Below are 19,869 nucleotides of genomic sequence, written 5' to 3' on the forward strand. Positions count from 1 at the left end.
TGAACCGGTGCTGCCCGGAGCGGATGTTTGTCTGCCCTCTCCGGGTTGCGTAGAGTTCAACATGGTTCGGGCGCCAGACGCTGGAGCCGTCCCCGTTCGATCGGGCCTTCCGAAGGAGGCCGCCTGGAGGCTACGACGTGGTACCGAACAAGAAGCAAGAACGTGAAGCCCGCGAGGCGCGCGTGCGTGTACGCGCCTTTCGGGCCCGGCGTTCGGTGAATGCGCACCAGGTGAAGCGGCGCCGGCGGGACAACCTCATCGCCGGCGTCAGCGTGGCTGTGGTCGTGGCGCTGGCCGTCGGCGCCCAGGTGCTGTTCTTCACCGGAGGCCCCGGCAGCCCGGCACCCTCCGTGGCCGACACCGCTTCCCCCTCCGCGTCGGCCGCACCATCCGACAGCGCGAACAGCGGCGAGGTGCCGCCCAGCACCCTGGCGGAAGACCGCACCTGGACCGGCACGCTGGCCCTCAACGGCATTCCGCTCGAGATCGAGCTCGATGGAGCCCTCGCCCCTCAGGCGGTGTCCTCGACCATCAACCTGATCACCACCGGCTTCTATGAGGACGTGACCTGCCACCGGCTCACCGACGGCGGTTTCTTCGTGCTGCAGTGCGGGGACCCGGCCGGAACGGGATCGGGTGGCCCCGGCTACAGCTATGGACCGATTGAAAACGCCCCGGCCGACGATGTGTACCCGGCCGGCGCACTGGCCATGGCCCGCCAGGGCGGCAACGCCTACAGTATGGGCAGCCAGTTCTTCATCGTCTACGACGACACGACCATCCCCGCCGACGCGGTCGGCGGCTACACGGTGCTCGGCCGGGTGACCGATGGACTGGACGAAATCAAAGCGCAGATCACGGCTGCCGGCGTCGCCGACGGCTCTTCGGACGGCACCCCTCAGGTGCCGACCAGCATCACTCAGGTATCAGTTCAGTAGAACAGACGAACAGCGCGCGGGCTTGCAATAGGCTTGACCGGGTATTGGCTCACTTGTGAGCACACAACGACATCAATAAGGTGAGGCTCTTGACTACGACAGATCAGCAACCATGGGGTCGCGTAGACGAAACCGGCACGGTTTACGTGCGCGAAGCGACAGGCGAGCGCGCCGTGGGACAGTATCCCGACGCGACGCCGGAAGAGGCGCTTGCCTACTTCGAACGGAAATACGTTGAGCTCAACGGCCAGGTCACGCTTCTCGAACAGCGCGCCAAGGGTGGCGCACCTGCCGCAGATATCGCGAAGTCCGTCAAACATCTGACCGAGGCCGTGGCGAACGCCAACGCGGTCGGCAACCTGGCAGCCCTGGCCACCCGCCTGGGTGCCCTCGGCGGCGCGGTGACCGAGCTCACCGAGCAGCAGGGCGCCGAAGCGAAGGCCGCAGCGACCGCCGCCGTCGCCGAGCGTGCAGCGATCGTCGCCGAGGCCGAGGCTCTCGCCGCCGAAGACCCGGCTAAGACGCAGTGGAAGCAGACCAGCGCTGCTCTGGAAGCCCTGTTCGCGAAGTGGCAGGCCCACCAGCACGATGCTCCGCGCATTCCCAAGGGCGAGGCCAATGACCTCTGGAAGCGGTTCCGCGCGGCCCGCACCACGATCGAGCAGAACCGCAAGGCATTCTTCGCCGAGTTGGACAGCGCCCACAAGGACGTTCGCAACCGCAAGCAGCACCTGATCGAACAGGCCGAGGCCCTCGCCCCCAAGGGCGCCGATGGCATCCCGGGCTACCGCAATCTGCTCGACGAGTGGAAGCTCGCGGGTCGCAGCGGCAAGAAGCAGGACGACGCCATGTGGGCCAAGTTCAAGGCAGCCGGCGACGTGCTTTACTCGGTCAAGTCCGAAATCGACGCGCACGACGACGAGGAGTTCGCGGGAAACCTGACTCTCAAGGTCGAGCTGCTCACCGAAGCCGAACTTCTGCTGGCCGAGACGGACCGCGCCAAGGCGCGCAGCGCGCTGAGCTCCATCCAGCGCCGGTGGGACGCCATCGGCAAGGTTCCGCGCGACTCGGTCAAGTCCATCGAGGACCGCATGCGCAAGGTCGAGGCAGCCGTGCGCAAGCTCGACGACGACCACTGGAAGCGCAACAACCCGGAGACCAAGGCTCGCGCCGAGGGTCTGGCCGGCCAGCTGCACGATGCCATCGTCAAGCTCGAGGCCGAACTGGCCGCGGCGCAGGCCGGCGGGGATGCCGCGGCGATCACGGAAGCCACCGAGGCTCTCGAGACCCGCAAGGCGTGGCTGAAGGCCATCGGCCAGTAGCCCGGCCGTCCACAGCACGACGAGTGGGGATCTGTCCACAGATCCCCACTTTTTGTGGGCGGGAGAACACACCCGGCGCACGCTGAGTCGATGAACCCACAGTCGATGAACTCACGCCTTCCCGTGGTGCTCTCTGCCCACGACCTGCCGCTCGCGGAGCTGTGCGGCGCCCGTCTCGACGGGGAACTCTTCACCCTGGGCGACTTTTGGTGCCCGGTCGACGAGGTCGATGACCGGGTGCGACGCGCCCGAGCCGTCGGGTTGCTGCTTGCGTCCCCAAGGGCCATCGCCGAGCGGATGACCGCTGCCTGGATCTACGGTCTGGCGCCGGAACCTCGCCGCCACCACTTCTGCGTGCAGAGTTCCGCCCGAATGAAACTGGTCCCGTCGCCCCGAATGCAGATCCGCGAGGTCAGCTGCCCGTCCGACCAGCTTCAGGCGATCTCCGGCCTCCGGGTCACGCTGCCCCTGCGCACCGCCGTCGACCTCGTCCGCTGGCACGACGAGCCCACCGACGGTGACCGGGTTGCCCTGATCGCCGCCCTGCTGCGCCTGGCCGGCTGCACCAGCACCGACTCGGCCAGTCGCCTATGCGCGGCACCCAACCTGCCGTTCAAGGCTCCGGCCCTCACCCGACTGCGGGAGGTGCAACGGTACCTCGACGAGCATCCGCGCCCCACCTGATGTCAATACCGGGAGGCCAATGCGAGCTGAATGGCCGCTCAGCCCTCGTTGACGCGATAGACGTCATAAACGGCGTCGATACGGCGCACTGCATTGAGCACGCGATCGAGGTGCGTGGTGTCGCCCATCTCGAAGACGAACCGGCTGATCGCGAGTCGGTCGGAGGAGGTGTGCACCGTCGCCGACAGGATGTTGACGTGATGCTCCGACAGCACCCGGGTGACGTCGGAGAGCAACCCGGAGCGGTCGAGAGCCTCGATCTGGATCTGCACCAGGAACAGGCTCTTGGAAGTGGGCGCCCAATCGACGTCGATCATGCGCTCGGGTTCCTTGAGCAGGGACTGCACGTTGCGACAGGATGCCTGGTGCACCGATACCCCGGCGCCGCGCGTGATAAACCCCACGACTTTGTCGCCCGGCACGGGAGTGCAGCAGCGGGCAAGCTTCACCAGGATGTCGGGGGCGCCGCGCACGAGGATGCCCGAGTCGCTGTTGCGGAGCGTCTGGGTGCGGCCGTGGGGCGCGAACGGCAGGTCCGTGGCATCGCTCTCCTCGACGCTCTGCAGGGTGGCGACCACCTTCTCCAGCACCGACTGCGTCGACACATGCCCCTCGCCGACGGCGGCATACAGCGCAGAGACGTCTTCATACTTCATCACCGCGGCAACCTCCGCGAAGGAGTCCTGGTTCATCAGTTTCTGCAGCGGCAGGTTCTGCTTGCGCATAGCGCGCGCGATGGCGTCGCGGCCCTGCTCGATCGCCTCGTCGCGGCGCTCCTTGGTGAACCACTGGCGGATCTTGTTGCGAGCCCTGGGGCTCTTGACGAAGTTCAGCCAGTCCTTGCTCGGCCCGGAGTCGGGATTCTTCGACGTGAACACCTCGACGACGTCACCGGTGACGAGAGGGCTCTCCAGCGGGACGAGGCGCCCGTTGACCTTGGCGCCCATGGTGCGATGGCCGACCTCGGTGTGCACGGCGTAGGCGAAGTCGACCGGGGTAGCGTCGGCCGGCAGACCGATCACCCGGCCCTTGGGGGTGAAGACGTAGACCTCTTTGGCGCCGATCTCGTAGCGCAGCGAGTCGAGGAACTCCCCCGGGTCGGCCGTTTCGGCCTGCCAGTCGGAGATGTGGGCGAGCCAAGCCATGTCGGTGTCGCTCTGCGGGCCCGGACCGGAACTCTTGCCTGTGGTCTGCTCCTTGTACTTCCAGTGCGAGGCCACGCCGAATTCGGCGCGCTGGTGCATTTCCTGGGTGCGGATCTGGATCTCCACGGCGCGCCCGCTCGGGCCGAGAACCGTGGTGTGCAGCGACTGGTACAGGTTGAATTTGGGGGTGGCGATGTAGTCCTTGAACCGGCCGGGAAGCGGCGTCCACCGAGCGTGGATTGCGCCGAGAACCGCGTAGCAGTCCCGCACCGAGTTGACGAGAACTCGAATGCCGACCAGGTCGTAGATGTCGTCGAACTCGCGCCCGCGCACGACCATCTTCTGGTAGATCGAGTAGTACTGCTTGGGCCGGCCGGCGACCTTGCCCCGGATGCGGGCGGCCTTCAGGTCGTCGACGATCGAGTCGATGACGTGCTGCACGAACTCTTCGCGCTGCGGAGTGCGCTGCTTGACAAGACTGTCGATTTCGGCGTAGAGCTTGGGGTACAGCACCGCGAACGAGAGGTCTTCGAGCTCCCACTTGATAGCCTGGATGCCCAGGCGATGCGCGAGCGGCGCGTAAATCTCCAGCGTCTCGGTCGCCTTCCGAACCGCGGACTCGGCAGGCACGAATCCCCAGGTGCGCGCGTTGTGCAGCCGGTCGGCGAGCTTGATGATCAGCACACGGATGTCCTTGGACATCGCCACGATCATCTTGCGCACGGTCTCGGCCTGGGTGCTGTCGCCGTACTTGACCTTGTCCAGCTTGGTGACGCCGTCGACCAGCATGGTGATCTCGTCGCCGAAATCGTGCCTCAGCTGGTCGAGAGTGTACTCGGTGTCCTCCACGGTGTCGTGCAGCAGTGCCGCCGAGACGGTCTTAGGGCCGATGCCCAGATCCGCCAGGATCTGCGCGACCGCGACCGGATGTGTGACGTACGGCTCTCCGCTGCGGCGAAACTGGCCCTCATGCGCCTGCTCCGCGGTGACGTAGGCCCGCTCGATGATCGAGAGGTCCACCTTGGGATGGTGCATCCGCACGGTCTTCAGCAGCGTGTCGACCGCGCCGACCGGCTGGGCCCGGGAAAAGATCCGAGGCACGAGGCGCCGCAAGGATGCCGGCGGGAGCGGAGCCGGGTAGGCAGGAGGAGTCGTCAGTTCGGTCATCTGGCCACCTCCATCCACTTGATCAATTATCACTGCTCCCGAGCCGGATCGGGTACCACTTCCGGCTCGGGTGCGGGCCTCCTCCGGCGGTGATCAGGGCCGACTAGATGCTGACTTCGGCGGCCATCTTCAGCGCGGGGCCGGCCTTCGCCCGCTGGGCGAGAACCTTCTGGTCGGCGCGGCGCACGGTCGGCTCCGCGGAGCGGATTTGAGCGTACAGCGGCGACGCGATGAAGATCGTCGAGTAGGCGCCGGCGACGATGCCGATCAAGAGTGCCAGCGAGATGTCCCGAAGGGTTCCTGCCCCGAGCACGAGCGTTCCGATGAAGAGGATCGAGGCGACCGGCAGCACCGCGACGACGGAGGTGTTGATCGAGCGCACCAGGGTCTGGTTGACTGCCAGGTTTACAGATTCGGCCAACGTGCGCGTCTCGGCGCCCGCCTCCGAGGTGTTCTCGCGGATCTTGTCGAAGACCACGACCGTGTCGTAGAGCGAGTAGCCGAGGATCGTGAGAAATCCGATCACGGCGGCCGGGGTGATTTCGAAACCGGTGATGCCGTAGATCCCGGCGGTGATGACGAGGTCGTGCATCAGCGCGGTCATGGCCGCGACCGACATCTTCCAGGTGCGGAAGTACAGTGCCATGCCGATGGCGGCGAGCACGAGGAAGATGAGGAGTCCGCGCACGGCCTGGCCGGTGATGTCCTGGCCCCAGACCGGACCGATGAAGGACGCGGTGACCTGCTCGATCGGCACGGCGTAGGCATCCGCCAGCGCGGCGCGAATCTCCCGGGTCTCGTCGCTGGTGAGCTGGTCGGTCTGCACTCGGATGCCGGTGGTGCTGACGCTCGACACCCTGGGCGTCGCCAACGGGACGACCTCGGTCACGGCATCGGCGGCAGCTCCCTGGTCCTGGTCGGCGACCTGGGAGATCTTGAACTCGGAGCCTCCCGTGAACTCGATGCCGAAGACGAAGCCGCCACGCAGCTGGGGAACGACGATGGCCACGAAGAGTGACACGACCGCGACCAGGTACCAGGTCTTGCGCCGCCCGACGATGTCGAACGAGCGCTTGCCGGTGTGCAGGTCGTTGCCGAACTGGGAAAAGCTGGCCATTAGGAATCCTTCCCGTCGGTCGTTCGATCCGCACTGGAACCGACGAGTTCTGACGCCTTGCGCTCGGCGATGGTCTGGCGCTTGGCTGCCTCACGGCTGGCCGAGGACAGTTTGGCGGAAGGGAGGTCATCCGAGGGACGGAATTTCGCCCGCCCGCGGTAGGTCGCGCCCAGGGCCCGCGGGTCGAGGCCGCTGAACTTGTGTCCGTCGCTGAAGAACTTCGTGCGCGCCAGCAGCTGGAGCATCGGGTGGGTGAAGAGCATGACCACGAGCACGTCGACGAGGGTGGTCAGCCCCAGGGTGAGGGCGAAGCCCTTGACGTTGCCGACGGCGACGATGAACAGGACGCCGGCGGCCAAGATGTTGACCGCGTCGGAGGCGAGGATGGTGCGCAGGGCGCGCTTCCAGCCGGCCTCGACGGAGGATTCGAGCCCTCGTCCGTCCCGGAGCTCATCACGCACCCGCTCGAAGTAGACGATGAAGGAGTCGGCGGTGATGCCGATCGCGACGATCAGACCCGCGACGCCGGCCAACGACAGCCGGTAGCCCTCGCGCCAGGACAGGATCGTGATCAGCAGGTAGGTGATGATCGCGGCGACCGTGAGCGACGCCACTGTGACGAGGCCGAGCAGGCGGTACTGGATCAGCGAGTAGAGCACGACCAGTACGAGTCCGATCAGGCCTGCGATCAGGCCGCCGGTGAGCTGGCTGGAGCCCAGGGTCGCCGAGATGGTGTCCTGGCTCTGCACGGTGAAGCTGATCGGCAGGGCGCCGAACTTGAGCTGGTCGGCGAGGGCCTTCGACGAGTCCTGGTCGAAGTCACCGCTGATCTGGGCGTTGCCGTCGGTGATGGCCGCCAGGGTGCGCGGGGCCGAGATGACGTTGCCGTCGAGCACGATCGCGAACTGGTTCTGCGCTGCGGTGAGCGCGTTCAGCCGGGTGCTGACGTCGGCGAAGGCCTTGGTTCCGGTTCCGTCGAAGGTGATGTTGACGACCCATTCACCGGTCGTGGCGCCGCTCTGCGTGGTCTGCTGGCCGTTGGTCGCGTCGGAGACGTTCTCGCCGCTGACTTCGACCGGGCCGAGGATGTACTTGATGGAGCCGTCGGCCTCACAGGTGACAAGCGGCTCCGCCGCCGGTGCCACATTGGTGGTATCGATCTTGCTGCAATCGAAGGCCTCGTACCGGGCCTGGAGCGCGGGGGTGATCCAGTTCAGGTCGCTCCCGTCGGTGGGGACCGCGGTCGGGGTGCTTTCCAGACTCGGGTCGACCGTGGGGGTCGGTACCGGGGTCGCGACCCCGTCCTCTCCGACAACGTCTTCACCGACGCTGGCCGCGGACGGGGCACCGGCCACGAGCACCGGTCGGAACTCGAGCTTGGCTGAGGACTCGATTCGGTTGATCGTCGCGTCGTCCGGCACGCCGGGGATGGACACGACGATGTTCTGGCCACCCTGGGTGTTGATCTCCGCCTCGGAGACGCCTGCCGAGTCGATGCGCTGCCGAATGATCTTCACGGCCTCGTTGAGCTGCTCCGAGGAGACGGACTGCCCGGACTCGAGCTTCGGCGCGAGGATGATCTGCGTGCCGCCCTCGAGGTCCAGGGCCAGCTTGGGCGTCCAGGATCCGCCGCCGGTGAGCACGCCGGCCGTGTTGAGCGCAATCAGGCCGACGATGATCACACCCAGCCACGTGAGGGAACGCCAGGCCTTCTTGGCCGAAGACGACTTTGCCACCAGAGAACTCAGCTTTCTATGCTCATGCTCATGCCCGCGCCGAGGCGCGGGCATGGAGAGGGATTGGTTAGGCGTCGCCCTTTTTGGGCTCTTCGTCGGTGTCGGCGACGCGCTGACCGAAGTCAGGTTCGCCCATAACGGTGGTGCTGCCCTGGTTCAGCTCGGCGACGCCCTCATCTTCGGGCTCGGCCACGATCGGCTCCACCACGCGGGCGATGGTCTGACGGTGCAACTGCACGACGGTTCCGGGGGCGATCTCGAGGGCAACCTTATTCGCCTCCTCGTCAATCGCGAGGATGGTTCCGTACATGCCGAAGTTGGTCATGACCTCGGCGCCGACGACCATCTGGGCCTGCAGGGCAGCGAGGTCCTTCTGGCGTTTGCGGCTGTTGCGGAACATGAAGAACACGAGCGCCGCGAGAACGGCGAGCATGACGAGAGTTAACGGATCCATAAAACTGTGGGACCTTCCGGTTGCGGCGCGAGGGCCGAAGTCTGTGCGTCTGGCTCGGGGGAACCAGCACGAGTGGTTCGAGGCGAACCAACTCGAATTATAGGTCATCCAGCATAAGAGGGATTGGCGGCCCGCCCACCAGAGGCGCCGTCAGGCCGAAATGCCGCCACGCTTCCGCGGTCGCCACCCGGCCGCGCGGGGTGCGCATCAGGAAGCCGATCCGCACCAGGAACGGCTCCACGACGGCCTCGATGGTCTCGGACTCCTCCCCCACGGACACCGCGAGCGTGTTCAGACCCACCGGCCCTCCCCCAAAACGGGTCAGGATGATGCGCATCACCTCCCGGTCGAGCCGGTCGAGCCCGATGGCGTCGACGTCGTACAGCTCGAGAGCCGCGTGCACCGCGGCCACATCGGCGTCTCCACCGTGCACCAGCGCGTAGTCCCGCACCCGCCGGAGCAGGCGGTTGGCGATTCTGGGCGTGCCGCGGCACCGACCGGCGATCTCGGCGATGGCGGCCGTGTCGATCGCCAGGTCGAGCAGTTTGGCTGCCCGGCCGAGCACCTGCTCGAGTTCGTGGTCGGCGTAGAACTCGAGGTGGGCGGTGAAGCCGAACCGGTCGCGCAGTGGGTTGGGCAGCAGTCCGGACCGGGTCGTGGCGCCGACCAGGGTGAACGGTGCCAGGTCGAGGGGAACCGAGGTGGCACCGGCGCCCTTGCCGACCATGATGTCGATGCGGAAGTCCTCCATCGCCAGATAGAGCATCTCCTCGGCGGAGCGGGCCATGCGGTGGATCTCGTCGATGAACAGCACCTCGCCGGGCACCAGCGAGGAGAGTACCGCCGCCAGATCACCGGCGTGCTGGATGGCCGGGCCGCTGGACATCCGCAGCGGGCGGTTGCCCTCGTAGGCGATGATCATGGCCAAAGTGGTCTTGCCGAGTCCGGGCGGGCCGGCCAGAAGGATGTGGTCGGGGGTGCGGCTCTGCATGGTGGCGGCGGTCAAGAGGAGCTGCAGCTGCCCGCGAACCTTCTGCTGGCCGACGAACTCGCCGAGGCTGCGCGGACGGAGGGCACCCTCGAAGGCCAGTTCGGCGTCGCCCTCGAGTTCCGGCCTGGTGAGCTCCACGCCGGGGTCTCCGGCCAGACCCTGTGCGCCGGTCACGGGCGACGCTCCGATGCCTGCTGGGCCGGGCCGAGCCTGACGAGTACGAGGCGAAGGAGCGCTGCGACGCCGACCTGCCCGGGTTCGACGGTCTCCGCGAGGGTCTCGTCGACGGCCTCGGCGGCCACCTTCTCCGACCAGCCGAGCCCGATCAGGGCGGCCTGCACGTTCGCCGACGCGCTGGTGGGCTCCGGGCGGGCGGATGCCGCGGCCGTGACGGTCACGAACACCTTGCCTGCCAGGGAGAGCACGATCAGTTTGGCCGTTTTCGGGCCGATGCCGCTGACCTTGCGGAAAGCGCCGTCGTCTTCTGCCGAGACGGCCTGCGCGATTTGGACGGGGCTGAGCACCGCGAGTACGCCGAGGGCCGATTTCGGGCCGACCCCGGTGACGCCGACCAAAAGCTCGAAGACCTCGAGTTCGTCGGCGGACGGGAATCCGAAGAGGGTGAGCGAGTCCTCGCGCACGATAAGGGTGGTCGAAAGCCGGGCCTCCGTGCCGACGCGCAGGGAGAGCGCAGTGGCCGGGGTGACCTGTACGGCCAGACCGACTCCCCCGACCTCGATCACGGCCGTGGAACCCACGGCAGACAGGACAAGGCCACGAACGGAAGCAATCACCGCTTCAGACTACGGGGCACCGGCGACACTGCGCCGCGCTCGGCGGCGCGCCACGCCTTCTGGGCCGGGGTCAGGGTGCCGGGGACCACGTCGGCGCTGGTGGGCAGGGTGCCGCCGGCCGCCCCGGTGCGCCAGGCATGGCAGATCGCGATGGCCAGCGCGTCCGCGGCATCCGCGGGCTTGGGCACCTCGGCCAGGCCCAGCACCCGCGCCACCATGGCGCCGACCTGGGCTTTGTCGGCGGACCCGTAGCCGGTGATGGCTGCCTTGACCTCGCTCGGGGTGTGCAGGGTGACCGTCAGCCCACGCTGAGCGGCCAGGAGCAGCGCGACGCCGCTCAGCTGGGCGGTGCCCATCACGGTGCTGACATTGTCCTGAGCGAACACCCTCTCGATGGCGACGACCGCCGGCTTGTGCCGGTCGAGCAGGTCTTCCAGGCCCCGGCTGATCAGCAGGAGCCTCTGCTCGAGCGGCAAGTCCGGCGAGCTGCGCAGCACGGTCACGTCGACCAGGGACGCGGACCGGTTGGCGGCGACGTCTACGATTCCGACGCCGCAGCGGGTCAGCCCGGGATCGATGCCCAGAACCCGGACCGACACAGCGCGCTACTCGGCTTCGGCCTGAAGCTCCGCGATGACCTCGGGCGACACGTCGTAGTTACTGTAGATGTTCTGCACGTCGTCGAGTTCTTCGAGGGCGTCGATCAGCCGGAACACCTTGCGGGCGATCTCGGCGTCGACCTCGACCTTGAGCTGGGGCACGAACGCGATGTCGGCGGAGTCGTAGTCGATCCCGGCGGTCTGCAGGGCGGTCCGGGTCGCGACGAGATCGTGCGCTTCGCTGAAAACCTCGAACTTCTCACCGTCGTCGACGACCTCTTCGGCGCCCGCGTCGAGCACGGCGAGGAGCACGTCATCTTCGCTGAGGCCGTTGCTCTTCGGCACGACGACGATGCCCTTGCGGTGGAAGTTGTACGCGACGCTGCCGGGGTCGGCCATGTTGCCGCCGTTTCTGGACATGGTGGTGCGCACCTCGGCGGCCGCGCGGTTCTTGTTGTCGGTCAAACACTCGATCATGACGGCGACGCCGTGCGCGGCGTAGCCCTCATACATGATGGTGGTGTAGTCGACTACTTCGCCGGACAGGCCGGCGCCGCGCTTGACGGCACGGTCAATGTTGTCGTTGGGAACAGAGGTCTTCTTGGCCTTCTGGATCGCGTCGACCAGGGTCGGGTTGCCCGACAGGTCGGCGCCACCCATGCGGGCCGCGACTTCGATGTTCTTGATCAACTTGGCGAAGGCCTTGGCCCGACGCGAGTCGGTGACCGCCTTCTGGTGCTTTGTTGTCGCCCACTTGGAATGTCCGGACATGAGTCTCCCGTTGTCTTTGGCTGTAGTGACGTGGCTGTCGATTGGCGCGGGGGTGCCGCTGCCGTGCTGGTCGCTGCACTACTGGTGCCATTGGTCGCTGCACCGTGGGGTGCGCCCCATTCTAACCCGCGATGCCTGATGGGCCGGGCTTCACGCGCCCGGGGCCGCGGCGATCAGTTTGTTCAGGGTGCGGAGGTTGCGGGTGGTCGTGGTCGACCGGTACCGGGCCTTGCCGCTCAGCTCGCTGAACGGACTGTTGATGCCGATGCTTCGGCGCACCTGCCAGTAAAGCACGCCGGTTCCGGGCCGAACCTGCTCCGTTTCCGGGTCCGGTTCCCCAGCCGCCTCGAGCAGTTCGTCGAGCGCGGTCCGCGCCGATCCGAACACGACATACGGATGCCAACCGTCCCGCTCCGCATCGAATGGGAACGCCCGCGCCACCCTGTCGAGTGCGTCAACGCCGAGCAGCACGATCCACGCCTGATAACCGAAGTTGTCGGAGAGAGCGCGTTCGATTGTGGCCTTGAGGGCCGCGGCATCCGACCCGCCCGCCGTGAAGAGCACGTTGCCGCTGGCCAGAACCGTGCGGACATCCGTGTAGCCGAGCCCGCGGAACACGGCCCGCAGGTCCGTCATCGTGATCGTGATCCCGTTGACGTTGATTCCGCGCAGGAGCGCCACCCAGCCGGCCATGACCGGAGCCTAGTAGCGGAAGCCGGCGGCGGCCACCTTCTGCAGGAAATAGTCGTGGAACCGGTACTCCCCGGTGATCTCGGGGTGGAATGAGGTTCCGAGCAGGTTGTCCTGCTCGACCGCGACGCAGCGCCCGTCCGAGAGCGTGGCTATCGCGCGCGCCCGGGTCCCGACGGACTCCACCACGGGGGCGCGGATGAAAATGGCGTGCACCGGCGGCTCACCGAGCACCGGCACGTCGAGGTCGGTCTCGAAAGAGAGCGTCTGCGAACCGAAGGCGTTGCGACGCACGGCGATGTCGAAGCCGCCGATGCTCTGCTGCCCTTCGATCCCGTCGATGACGGTGTCGGCGAGCATGATCAGGCCCGCGCAGGTGCCGTAGACGGGCAGGCCGGCCCGCACGGCCTCGGCCAGCGGTTCCGCCACACCGAACGCGCGGGCCAGTTTGTCCATGACGCTGGATTCGCCGCCGGGGATCACGAGCCCGCTGATGCGGTCCAGTTCCTCCGGGCGGCGGATGAGTTCGACTTCGGCGCCGAGGGACCGCAGTACCTCGGCATGCTCACGAAAGTCACCCTGCAGGGCGAGAACTCCAACGCTCACGAACGGGTATCTACCAGCCGCGCTCGGAGAGGCGGTGCGGCGCAGCCAGATCGGACACGTTGATGCCGACCATGGCCTCGCCGAGTCCGCGCGAGACGGATGCGATGACGCTGGGGTCGTCGTAGAAGGTGACGGCCTTGACGATGGCGTTGGCGCGGGCCTGCGGGTTGCCCGACTTGAAAATGCCGGAGCCGACGAATACACCGTCCGCACCCATCTGCATCATCAGGGCCGCGTCGGCGGGGGTGGCCACGCCACCCGCGACGAAGAGCACGACGGGGAGCTTGCCGGTGGCGGCGATCTCGGCGACGAGTTCGTACGGCGCCTGCAGTTCCTTCGCGGCGACGTACAGTTCGTCCTTGGTCAGAGCCGACAGGCGGGCGACCTCACCCTTGATGGTGCGGATGTGCTTCATGGCCTCCGAGACGTCGCCGGTGCCGGCTTCGCCCTTGGACCTGATCATGGCCGCGCCCTCGTTGATGCGGCGAAGCGCCTCACCCAGGTTGGTCGCGCCACAGACGAATGGGACCGTGAAGTTCCACTTGTCGATGTGGTTGACGTAGTCGGCCGGGCTCAGCACCTCGGACTCGTCGATGTAATCGACGTTCAGGGCCTGAAGGATTTGAGCTTCGACGAAGTGGCCGATGCGCGCCTTGGCCATCACCGGGATGGATACCTCGGCGATGATGCTGTCGATCAGGTCGGGGTCGCTCATGCGGGCAACGCCACCCTGGGAACGGATGTCGGCGGGAACCCGCTCAAGGGCCATGACGGCGACAGCACCGGCGTCCTCGGCGATGCGAGCCTGCTCGGCGTTGACGACGTCCATGATGACGCCGCCCTTCATCATGTCGGCGAGACCACGCTTGACGCGGCTCGAACCAAAGGCGGAAGTGGTTTCAGTCATAGCTTTGATTCTATTCCTTGGGTGGTGTCGATTCCGCCCGGCGGGTGCCGGTGGAGGGGTATATACGGCTAGTTGCCATCCTGGGGCCAGCCCTCGGCGACTTCGCGCCGCACATCGCCCAGAAGACGGGGAATCGCCTTCGTTCCGGCGATGATCGGGAAGAAGTTCGAGTCGAGCGCCCAGCGGGGAACGATGTGCTGGTGTAGGTGCTCGGCAATGCCCGCGCCGGCAATACGGCCTTGGTTCATGCCGATGTTGAAGCCGTCGCAGTGCGACACCGCCTTGAGCACACGCATGGCCACCTGGGTGAGACTGCCGATCTCGGCGACCTCCTCCGGACTGGCCTCGTCGTAAGTCGCGACGTGCCGGTACGGACAGACCAGCAGATGCCCGCTGTTATACGGGAACAGGTTCAGCAACACGTAGGCGTGCGTGCCGCGGGCCACAATCAGGGCCTTCTCGTCGGTCATGCTCGGGGCCAGGCAGAAGGGGCAGTCATCCGGGTGCGGCTGCTGGCCGTCCTGGATGTAGACCAGGCGGTGCGGGGTCCATAGCCGTTGGAAGGCATCCGGAACCGCGGCGAACTCGGACGACTGCTCGAGCCCCTCGAACTCGTCGCTGTGCGTGTCCATCTCAGACCTGGCCCTGGGTCGTGACCTGCGCGCGCATATGGATCGCGGCGATGATGCGACGGATGGCTTCGTCGGCCGGCACGCCGTTCTCCTGGGTGCCGTCGCGGAACCGGAAGCTCACCGAGCGATTGGAGCGGTCATCCTCGCCGACGATCAGCTGGAAGGGCACCTTCGCCTTGGTGTGGTTGCGGATCTTCTTCTGCATGCGGTCGTCGGAGTGGTCGACCTGGGCGCGCACGCCTGCCGTCTCGAGCCGGCCGATGATTTCGTCGAGGTATGGACCGTACTGCTCGGACACGGGGATGCCGACGACCTGCACCGGGGACAGCCACACCGGGAACGCCCCGGCGTAGTGCTCGGTGAGCACGGCGAAGAAGCGCTCGATCGAACCGAATAGGGCCCGGTGGATCATCACCGGGCGCTGGCGGGAGCCGTCGGGGGCGGTGTACTCGAGGTCGAACCGTTCCGGCAGATTGAAGTCCAGCTGGATGGTGGACATCTGCCAGGTGCGGCCGATCGCGTCGCGGGCCTGCACGGAGATCTTCGGGCCGTAGAAGGCGGCGCCGCCCGGGTCGGCCACGAGTTCGAGACCGGATGCTTCGGCGACTTCGCGCAGGGTGTCGGTCGCTTCCGCCCAGGCCTCGTCGGTGCCGACGAACTTCTTCGGGTCCTTCGTGGAGAGCTCGAGGTAGTAGTCCTCGAGGCCGTAGTCGGCGAGCAGCTTGAGCACGAAGCTGAGGGTGCTGGTGAGCTCCTCTTTCATGCCTTCGCGGGTCGTGTAGATGTGCGCGTCGTCTTGGGTCATCCCGCGCACGCGGGTGAGGCCGTGCACGACGCCGGACTTCTCGTAGCGGTAGACCGAGCCGAATTCGAACAGGCGCATGGGCAGGTCGCGGTAGCTGCGGCCGCTGGAGCGGAAGATCAGGTTGTGGAACGGGCAGTTCATCGGCTTGAGGTAGTAGTCGACGCCCTGACGGGTCATGTGGCCGTCGGCGTCGTACTCCGCGTCAAGTTTCATCGGCGGGAACATGCCATCGGCGTACCAGTCGAGGTGACCGGACGTCTCGAACAGGTTCGACTTGGTGATGTGCGGCGTGTAGACGAAGTCGTAGCCGGCCTCGGTGTGGCGCTTGCGGGAGTAGTTCTCCATCTCCTGACGGATGATGCCGCCCCTGGGGTGGAAGACGGGCAGGCCGGAGCCGATCTCCTCGGGGAAGCTGAAGAGGTCGAGTTCGGCGCCGAGCTTGCGATGGTCGCGCTTGGCGGCCTCCTCCTGGCGGGCTTGGTAGGCCCGCAGTTCGTCCTTGGTGGGCCAGGCGGTGCCGTAGATGCGCTGCAGCTGCGGGTTCTTCTCGGACCCGCGCCAGTAGGCGGCGGCCAGACGGGTCAGGGAGTAGCCGTTGCCGATCATGCGCGTGTTCGGCAGGTGGGGACCGCGGCAGAGGTCTTTCCAGAGCGTCTCCCCCGTCTTCGGGTCCACGTTGTCGTAAATGGTGAGTTCGGCGCCGCCGACCTCGACCGACTCGTTGTCGACGGTCTCGGCGGCCCCGCCCTTAAGCCCGATCAGTTCGAGCTTGTACGGCTCGGCGGCGAGTTCATCCCGGGCCTGGTCGTCGGTGACGACGCGGCGCACGAACCGCTGGCCCTGGCGGATGATGCGGTCCATGGCCTTCTCGAGCGACTTGATGTCCTCGGGGGCGAATGCCTCTTCAACGTCGAAGTCGTAGTAGAAACCGTCGGTGACGGGCGGGCCAATGCCCAGGCGCGCCGCCGGGTTCACGGTTTGCACGGCCTGTGCGAGCACGTGCGCGGCCGAGTGGCGCAGGATGCTGAGGCCGTCGGGCGAGCCGATGGTCACCGGTTCGACGACATCCGTCGGAATCACCGTCGTGGCGAGATCCTTGAGCTCGCCGTTGACGCGCATTGCGACAACGGACCGGTCGGTGAATAGCTCAAAGCCGTCAGCCACGTGTATTACTCCTCAATATTGTTCGAACCCCAATAACTTTAGCGGCGCGCCTCGACCACGACGGGCACGGCCATTTTGGGCAAAGAAAAACCCCCGAGTTACCGGGGGTTTGCCTGTGGGCGATACTGGGATCGAACCAGTGACCTCTTCCGTGTCAGGGAAGCGCGCTACCGCTGCGCCAATCGCCCATTCTCTGAAAAGACTTTCCAGAAGTGGAGGTGGATACGGGATTCGAACCCGTGTAGACGGCTTTGCAGGCCGCTGCCTCGCCTCTCGGCCAACCCACCACATAAGATTCGTACCAAAAAGAACCGGCCTCACGGCCGATTCCATTCGAGCGGATGACGAGATTCGAACTCGCGACCCTCACCTTGGCAAGGTGATGCGCTACCACTGCGCCACATCCGCACTTGTCAACGTTTCCGCTGACTTGAAAGACTCTAGCCGATTCCGGCCGAACCCGCCGCACCCTCCCCGGCGATTCATCGCGGCGAGCCCGAGGAAGGCCCGACTCCACCTGGATTTCCGGCGCTGTGCGGGCAAAAAAACCCCCACTTTACCGGGGGCTTATCTGTTTCCCAACTCTGTGGGCGATACTGGGATCGAACCAGTGACCTCTTCCGTGTCAGGGAAGCGCGCTACCGCTGCGCCAATCGCCCATTTCCTGAAAGTCATTCCTGCATTTTGACTTCCGGGATTGGAGGTGGATACGGGATTCGAACCCGTGTACACGGCTTTGCAGGCCGTTGCCTCGCCTCTCGGCCAACCCACCACTTGGGATTCATACCGAAAGGAACCGGCGTTTCGGCCGATTCCATTCGAGCGGATGACGAGATTCGAACTCGCGACCCTCACCTTGGCAAGGTGATGCGCTACCACTGCGCCACATCCGCAACTGCCCGCATTTCTGCGCGCTTGGAAGACTCTAGCCGATAGTCCTGTTCATATTCAAACCGAGTCGTTCCGGCGTGTTGAGGCCGCCACGATGTGCGCCTTCCACCCGGTCTGGGTTAGTATCGAGACTCGTGGTTGCAGTACGAGGCCACAGGGGCGATTGGCGCAGTTGGTAGCGCGCTTCCTTCACACGGAAGAGGTCATCGGTTCGAGTCCGGTATCGCCCACAGCCAAGAAAAAGCCCCGGAGATCCGGGGTTTTTTCCTTTTCTCGGTACGGGTCGGAGACTACCTGCGCGGCGCGGTCAGGCCCGCTTCCCGGAGATCACCCGGGCAAGCCAGACGATCAGCGCGATCACGGCGAGCACGATGCCAACCCAGATGAGGAAGTTGAGCGACTCGACGAACCCTCCGGTGAACAGAAGCGCGATGGCGATGATGGCAACGATGACGAGGAGTACGTTCATCCTGCTCGCCGTCCTTTCTTTTGATTGACGTGCACTGATGGTGTGGAGATGTGGATTCGACTCAATCCGTGACGGCGTCCTTGACGTTCTCTCCGGCCTGCTTGAGGTTTGCCCTGGCCTGTTCAGCCTTGCCCTCGGCTTCCAGCCGCTCGTTGTCGGTCAATTTGCCGGCGGCCTCCTTTGCCTTGCCCACGGCTTCCTCGGCCGTGTTCTTCATCTTGTCCGAAGCACTCATGGGGACCGTCCTTTCACTCGTATCCAGCTTTTGCGGTCAGTATAAAGCTCCCGCCCAAGGTAATCTAGGCTGAAATCCATGGACGGGCTTGTCGATCTCTGGGGGCAACTCTCCGCCCGAAACGAGCCTCTGCCCGCGGTCACGGCCTGGCTGACCATCGCGGCCGCTGCCGTGCTCGTGCTGGTTCCGGCCGCGTGGCGGGTCACCCGCCACGTCATCACGATCGCGCACGAGGGCGGCCATGCGGTGGTCGCGACGGTGAGCGGTCGCCGGCTCGGCGGTATCCGTCTGCATTCCGACATCTCGGGGTTGACCGTCAGCAGCGGACGCCCGCGCGGACCCGGCATGGTGCTGACCCTGCTGGCCGGCTATACCGCCCCTGCCCTGCTGGGGCTCGGCGCCGCACGGATGCTCAGCCTCGGCTACGACATCGGCCTGTTGTGGCTGTCGCTGGCGGCCCTGGCACTGCTGCTCGTGCAGATCCGCAACTGGTTCGGACTGTGGTCCGTCCTCGTTACCGCTGGTCTGGTCTTCGGCATCACCTGGTTCGGCACTCCTCCGGTGCAGAGCGTCTTCGCCCTGCTGATCACGGCGTTTCTGCTGCTCGGGGCTGTGCGTACCGTGGTCGAGCTCCAGCGGTCCCGGTCGCGGAGCCGCGGTACCGCCTCCGACGCCGACCAGCTGGCCCGTCTGACCCACATCCCGGGCGTGGTCTGGGTGGCCGTGTTCTTCACCGCGACGATCGCGTGCGCGGGGTCCGCCGGACGGCTCCTCGGCCTGCTTGCCTGATCCTGCCCCGCGGGGGTGCTGCCGTCAGGAGACCGTCGGCACGGCGTGTTTGAAGCCCACGTGGGACGCGGTGAAGCCCAGCCGTTCATAGAACCGGTGCGCGTCGACGCGCGCTGCGTCCGACGTGAGCTGGACGAGTTGAGCCCCGAAGGCCGGGGCATTCTGCACGGCCCACCGAATCATGGCTCCGCCGAGCCCGCGGCTCCTCTGATCCGAGCGAACCCGGACGGCCTCGATCTGCAACCGGGTGGACCCGACCCGGGCGAGCCCAGGGATGACGGTGAGCTGCATGGTGGCCAGCACCTCGCCCAGGAGCGACGTCGCGACCAGCAACTGTTGGGCCGGATCTGCGTCGATTGCGGCGAATGCCCGTTCGTAGGCGACGCGATCTTCCGGCCGGTCGGCGTCGCCTCGGGAAGCGCTGATGGAGTCGTCGGCGAGAAGCCCCACGATTGCAGACAGATCCTGGGACAGGGCGCGCCGAAGGAGCACAGCGCCGGCGGGAAGGGTGAGGGTGACGTCGACCATTCTCCGAGTATCCCAAATGCCGCCTTCGCGTCTGTGCTCAGGTGAGCTGGGCCCGGGTCTGGGCCCGAGCCCCAGCCCGAGTTCCAGCCCCAGCCCGAGTTCCAGCCCCAGCCTCAACCTCAACCTCAACCTCAACCTCAACCTCAACCTCAGCCTCAACCTCAACCTCAACCTCAGCCTCAGCCTCAGCCTCAGCCTCAGCCTCAGCCTCAGCCTCAGCCTCAGCCTCAGCCTCAGCCTCAGCCTCAGCCCGTGATTGTGCCACTGGGGTCTCGCTGGGTGAGCAGCCGGAACCAATTCGACGGAGATTCTCCGGAAAAACGGGATTTCCAAACGATTTAGGGCCGATTTTGACAAAATCTCGGCTCTCCTGTCGTAACCGTGGGTTAATCCCGGCCGGGGAGTGCGGGTTTGTGGCCGCCGAGGCTGAGCATG

General features: G+C 66.2%; 21 protein-coding genes and 7 tRNA genes. 6 read left to right on the forward strand and 22 right to left on the reverse strand.

What is annotated here, in order from left to right; genetic code table 11:
- The first annotated feature begins 137 nt into the window (after positions 1–137).
- The 3 genes from CXY82_RS11390 to CXY82_RS11400 all read left to right on the forward strand — a co-directional run bounded on the left by CXY82_RS11390 (position 138) and on the right by CXY82_RS11400 (position 2,944).
- Positions 138–938 carry a peptidylprolyl isomerase gene (locus CXY82_RS11390; RefSeq protein ID WP_104171032.1) on the forward strand — a complete coding sequence of 267 codons (801 nt, stop codon included), beginning with the start codon at positions 138–140 and terminating at the stop codon, positions 936–938.
- 89 nt (positions 939–1,027) lie between these two features.
- On the forward strand, positions 1,028–2,260 hold the full coding sequence (locus CXY82_RS11395) for a DUF349 domain-containing protein (RefSeq protein WP_104171033.1): 1,233 nt from the start codon (positions 1,028–1,030) through the stop codon (positions 2,258–2,260).
- A gap of 105 nt (positions 2,261–2,365) precedes the next feature.
- Positions 2,366–2,944 carry a hypothetical protein gene (locus CXY82_RS11400; protein ID WP_104171034.1) on the forward strand — a complete coding sequence of 193 codons (579 nt, stop codon included), beginning with the start codon at positions 2,366–2,368 and terminating at the stop codon, positions 2,942–2,944.
- Between the two features lie 38 nt (positions 2,945–2,982).
- Here CXY82_RS11400 and CXY82_RS11405 read toward each other — a convergent pair whose 3' ends face one another.
- The 19 genes from CXY82_RS11405 to CXY82_RS11495 form a co-directional block, all read right to left on the reverse strand.
- A complete protein-coding gene (locus CXY82_RS11405; protein ID WP_104100492.1) occupies positions 2,983–5,256 on the reverse strand; it encodes a bifunctional (p)ppGpp synthetase/guanosine-3',5'-bis(diphosphate) 3'-pyrophosphohydrolase in 2,274 nt (757 codons plus the stop codon).
- A gap of 103 nt (positions 5,257–5,359) precedes the next feature.
- Positions 5,360–6,373: a protein translocase subunit SecF gene (secF, locus tag CXY82_RS11410; protein WP_104171035.1), complete on the reverse strand. Its 1,014-nt coding sequence runs from the start codon at positions 6,371–6,373 to the stop codon at positions 5,360–5,362.
- Complete coding sequence (secD, locus tag CXY82_RS11415; RefSeq protein ID WP_104171036.1) at positions 6,373–8,109, reverse strand: protein translocase subunit SecD; 1,737 nt, start codon at positions 8,107–8,109, stop codon at positions 6,373–6,375. The genes secF and secD overlap by 1 nt, the downstream gene beginning before the upstream one ends.
- 67 nt (positions 8,110–8,176) lie before the next feature.
- The gene (yajC, locus tag CXY82_RS11420; RefSeq protein ID WP_104171037.1) at positions 8,177–8,563 is read right to left on the reverse strand and encodes a preprotein translocase subunit YajC; all 387 of its coding nucleotides are present in this window, start codon (positions 8,561–8,563) and stop codon (positions 8,177–8,179) included.
- Positions 8,564–8,660: 97 nt separating this feature from the next.
- Complete coding sequence (gene ruvB, locus CXY82_RS11425) at positions 8,661–9,710, reverse strand: Holliday junction branch migration DNA helicase RuvB (protein WP_370443700.1); 1,050 nt, start codon at positions 9,708–9,710, stop codon at positions 8,661–8,663.
- Between the two features lie 14 nt (positions 9,711–9,724).
- Entirely contained in the window at positions 9,725–10,348 is a 624-nt protein-coding gene (ruvA, locus tag CXY82_RS11430) for a Holliday junction branch migration protein RuvA (RefSeq protein WP_104100488.1), read from the reverse strand.
- Positions 10,345–10,947 (reverse strand): crossover junction endodeoxyribonuclease RuvC, encoded by a 603-nt coding sequence (ruvC, locus tag CXY82_RS11435; RefSeq protein WP_104171038.1) that lies wholly within the window; start codon positions 10,945–10,947, stop codon positions 10,345–10,347. Before ruvC ends, ruvA begins: the two co-directional genes overlap by 4 nt.
- Positions 10,948–10,953: 6 nt before the next feature.
- Complete coding sequence (locus CXY82_RS11440; protein ID WP_104171039.1) at positions 10,954–11,718, reverse strand: YebC/PmpR family DNA-binding transcriptional regulator; 765 nt, start codon at positions 11,716–11,718, stop codon at positions 10,954–10,956.
- Positions 11,719–11,868: 150 nt separating this feature from the next.
- Positions 11,869–12,411, reverse strand: a complete 543-nt coding sequence (locus tag CXY82_RS11445) for a DUF1697 domain-containing protein (protein WP_104171040.1) — start codon at positions 12,409–12,411, stop codon at positions 11,869–11,871.
- Between the two features lie 9 nt (positions 12,412–12,420).
- Positions 12,421–13,014, reverse strand: coding sequence for a pyridoxal 5'-phosphate synthase glutaminase subunit PdxT (gene pdxT, locus CXY82_RS11450; protein WP_104171041.1), 594 nt, complete (start codon positions 13,012–13,014; stop codon positions 12,421–12,423).
- A 10-nt stretch (positions 13,015–13,024) separates the two neighbouring features.
- The gene (pdxS, locus tag CXY82_RS11455) at positions 13,025–13,921 is read right to left on the reverse strand and encodes a pyridoxal 5'-phosphate synthase lyase subunit PdxS (protein ID WP_104100483.1); all 897 of its coding nucleotides are present in this window, start codon (positions 13,919–13,921) and stop codon (positions 13,025–13,027) included.
- A 68-nt stretch (positions 13,922–13,989) separates the two neighbouring features.
- Entirely contained in the window at positions 13,990–14,553 is a 564-nt protein-coding gene (locus tag CXY82_RS11460; protein WP_104100482.1) for an HIT domain-containing protein, read from the reverse strand.
- A 1-nt stretch (position 14,554) separates the two neighbouring features.
- Positions 14,555–16,477: a threonine--tRNA ligase gene (gene thrS / locus CXY82_RS11465; RefSeq protein ID WP_233199307.1), complete on the reverse strand. Its 1,923-nt coding sequence runs from the start codon at positions 16,475–16,477 to the stop codon at positions 14,555–14,557.
- Positions 16,478–16,638: 161 nt separating this feature from the next.
- Positions 16,639–16,710, reverse strand: a tRNA-Val gene (locus CXY82_RS11470).
- A 25-nt stretch (positions 16,711–16,735) separates the two neighbouring features.
- Positions 16,736–16,809: transfer RNA gene (locus CXY82_RS11475), tRNA-Cys, on the reverse strand.
- Positions 16,810–16,858: 49 nt separating this feature from the next.
- Positions 16,859–16,930 (reverse strand) — tRNA-Gly (locus CXY82_RS11480).
- Between the two features lie 179 nt (positions 16,931–17,109).
- Positions 17,110–17,181 (reverse strand) — tRNA-Val (locus tag CXY82_RS11485).
- 39 nt (positions 17,182–17,220) lie between these two features.
- Positions 17,221–17,294 (reverse strand) — tRNA-Cys (locus CXY82_RS11490).
- 49 nt (positions 17,295–17,343) lie between these two features.
- Positions 17,344–17,415 (reverse strand) — tRNA-Gly (locus tag CXY82_RS11495).
- 155 nt (positions 17,416–17,570) lie between these two features.
- On the opposite strand from CXY82_RS11495, the gene CXY82_RS11500 reads away from it, so the two are divergent.
- Positions 17,571–17,643: transfer RNA gene (locus CXY82_RS11500), tRNA-Val, on the forward strand.
- Positions 17,644–17,720: 77 nt separating this feature from the next.
- On the opposite strand, the gene CXY82_RS17615 is transcribed toward CXY82_RS11500, so the two are convergent.
- Both CXY82_RS17615 and CXY82_RS11505 read right to left on the reverse strand, forming a co-directional pair.
- On the reverse strand, positions 17,721–17,882 hold the full coding sequence (locus tag CXY82_RS17615) for a hypothetical protein (protein ID WP_166786551.1): 162 nt from the start codon (positions 17,880–17,882) through the stop codon (positions 17,721–17,723).
- A 61-nt stretch (positions 17,883–17,943) separates the two neighbouring features.
- A complete protein-coding gene (locus CXY82_RS11505; RefSeq protein ID WP_104171043.1) occupies positions 17,944–18,117 on the reverse strand; it encodes a CsbD family protein in 174 nt (57 codons plus the stop codon).
- Between the two features lie 78 nt (positions 18,118–18,195).
- Here CXY82_RS11505 and CXY82_RS11510 point away from each other — a divergent pair, with 78 nt between their 5' ends.
- Complete coding sequence (locus CXY82_RS11510; protein WP_104171044.1) at positions 18,196–18,906, forward strand: M50 family metallopeptidase; 711 nt, start codon at positions 18,196–18,198, stop codon at positions 18,904–18,906.
- 24 nt (positions 18,907–18,930) lie between these two features.
- On the opposite strand, the gene CXY82_RS11515 is transcribed toward CXY82_RS11510, so the two are convergent.
- Positions 18,931–19,434: a GNAT family N-acetyltransferase gene (locus tag CXY82_RS11515; RefSeq protein ID WP_104171045.1), complete on the reverse strand. Its 504-nt coding sequence runs from the start codon at positions 19,432–19,434 to the stop codon at positions 18,931–18,933.
- A gap of 16 nt (positions 19,435–19,450) precedes the next feature.
- Between CXY82_RS11515 and CXY82_RS11520 the strand changes: the two genes are divergently transcribed.
- Positions 19,451–19,690: a hypothetical protein gene (locus CXY82_RS11520; protein ID WP_104171046.1), complete on the forward strand. Its 240-nt coding sequence runs from the start codon at positions 19,451–19,453 to the stop codon at positions 19,688–19,690.
- Positions 19,691–19,869 lie beyond the last annotated feature (179 nt).

It is taken from the genome of Cryobacterium sp. M23 (assembly GCF_002929655.1).
Classification (GTDB): Bacteria; Actinomycetota; Actinomycetes; order Actinomycetales; family Microbacteriaceae; genus Cryobacterium; species Cryobacterium sandaracinum.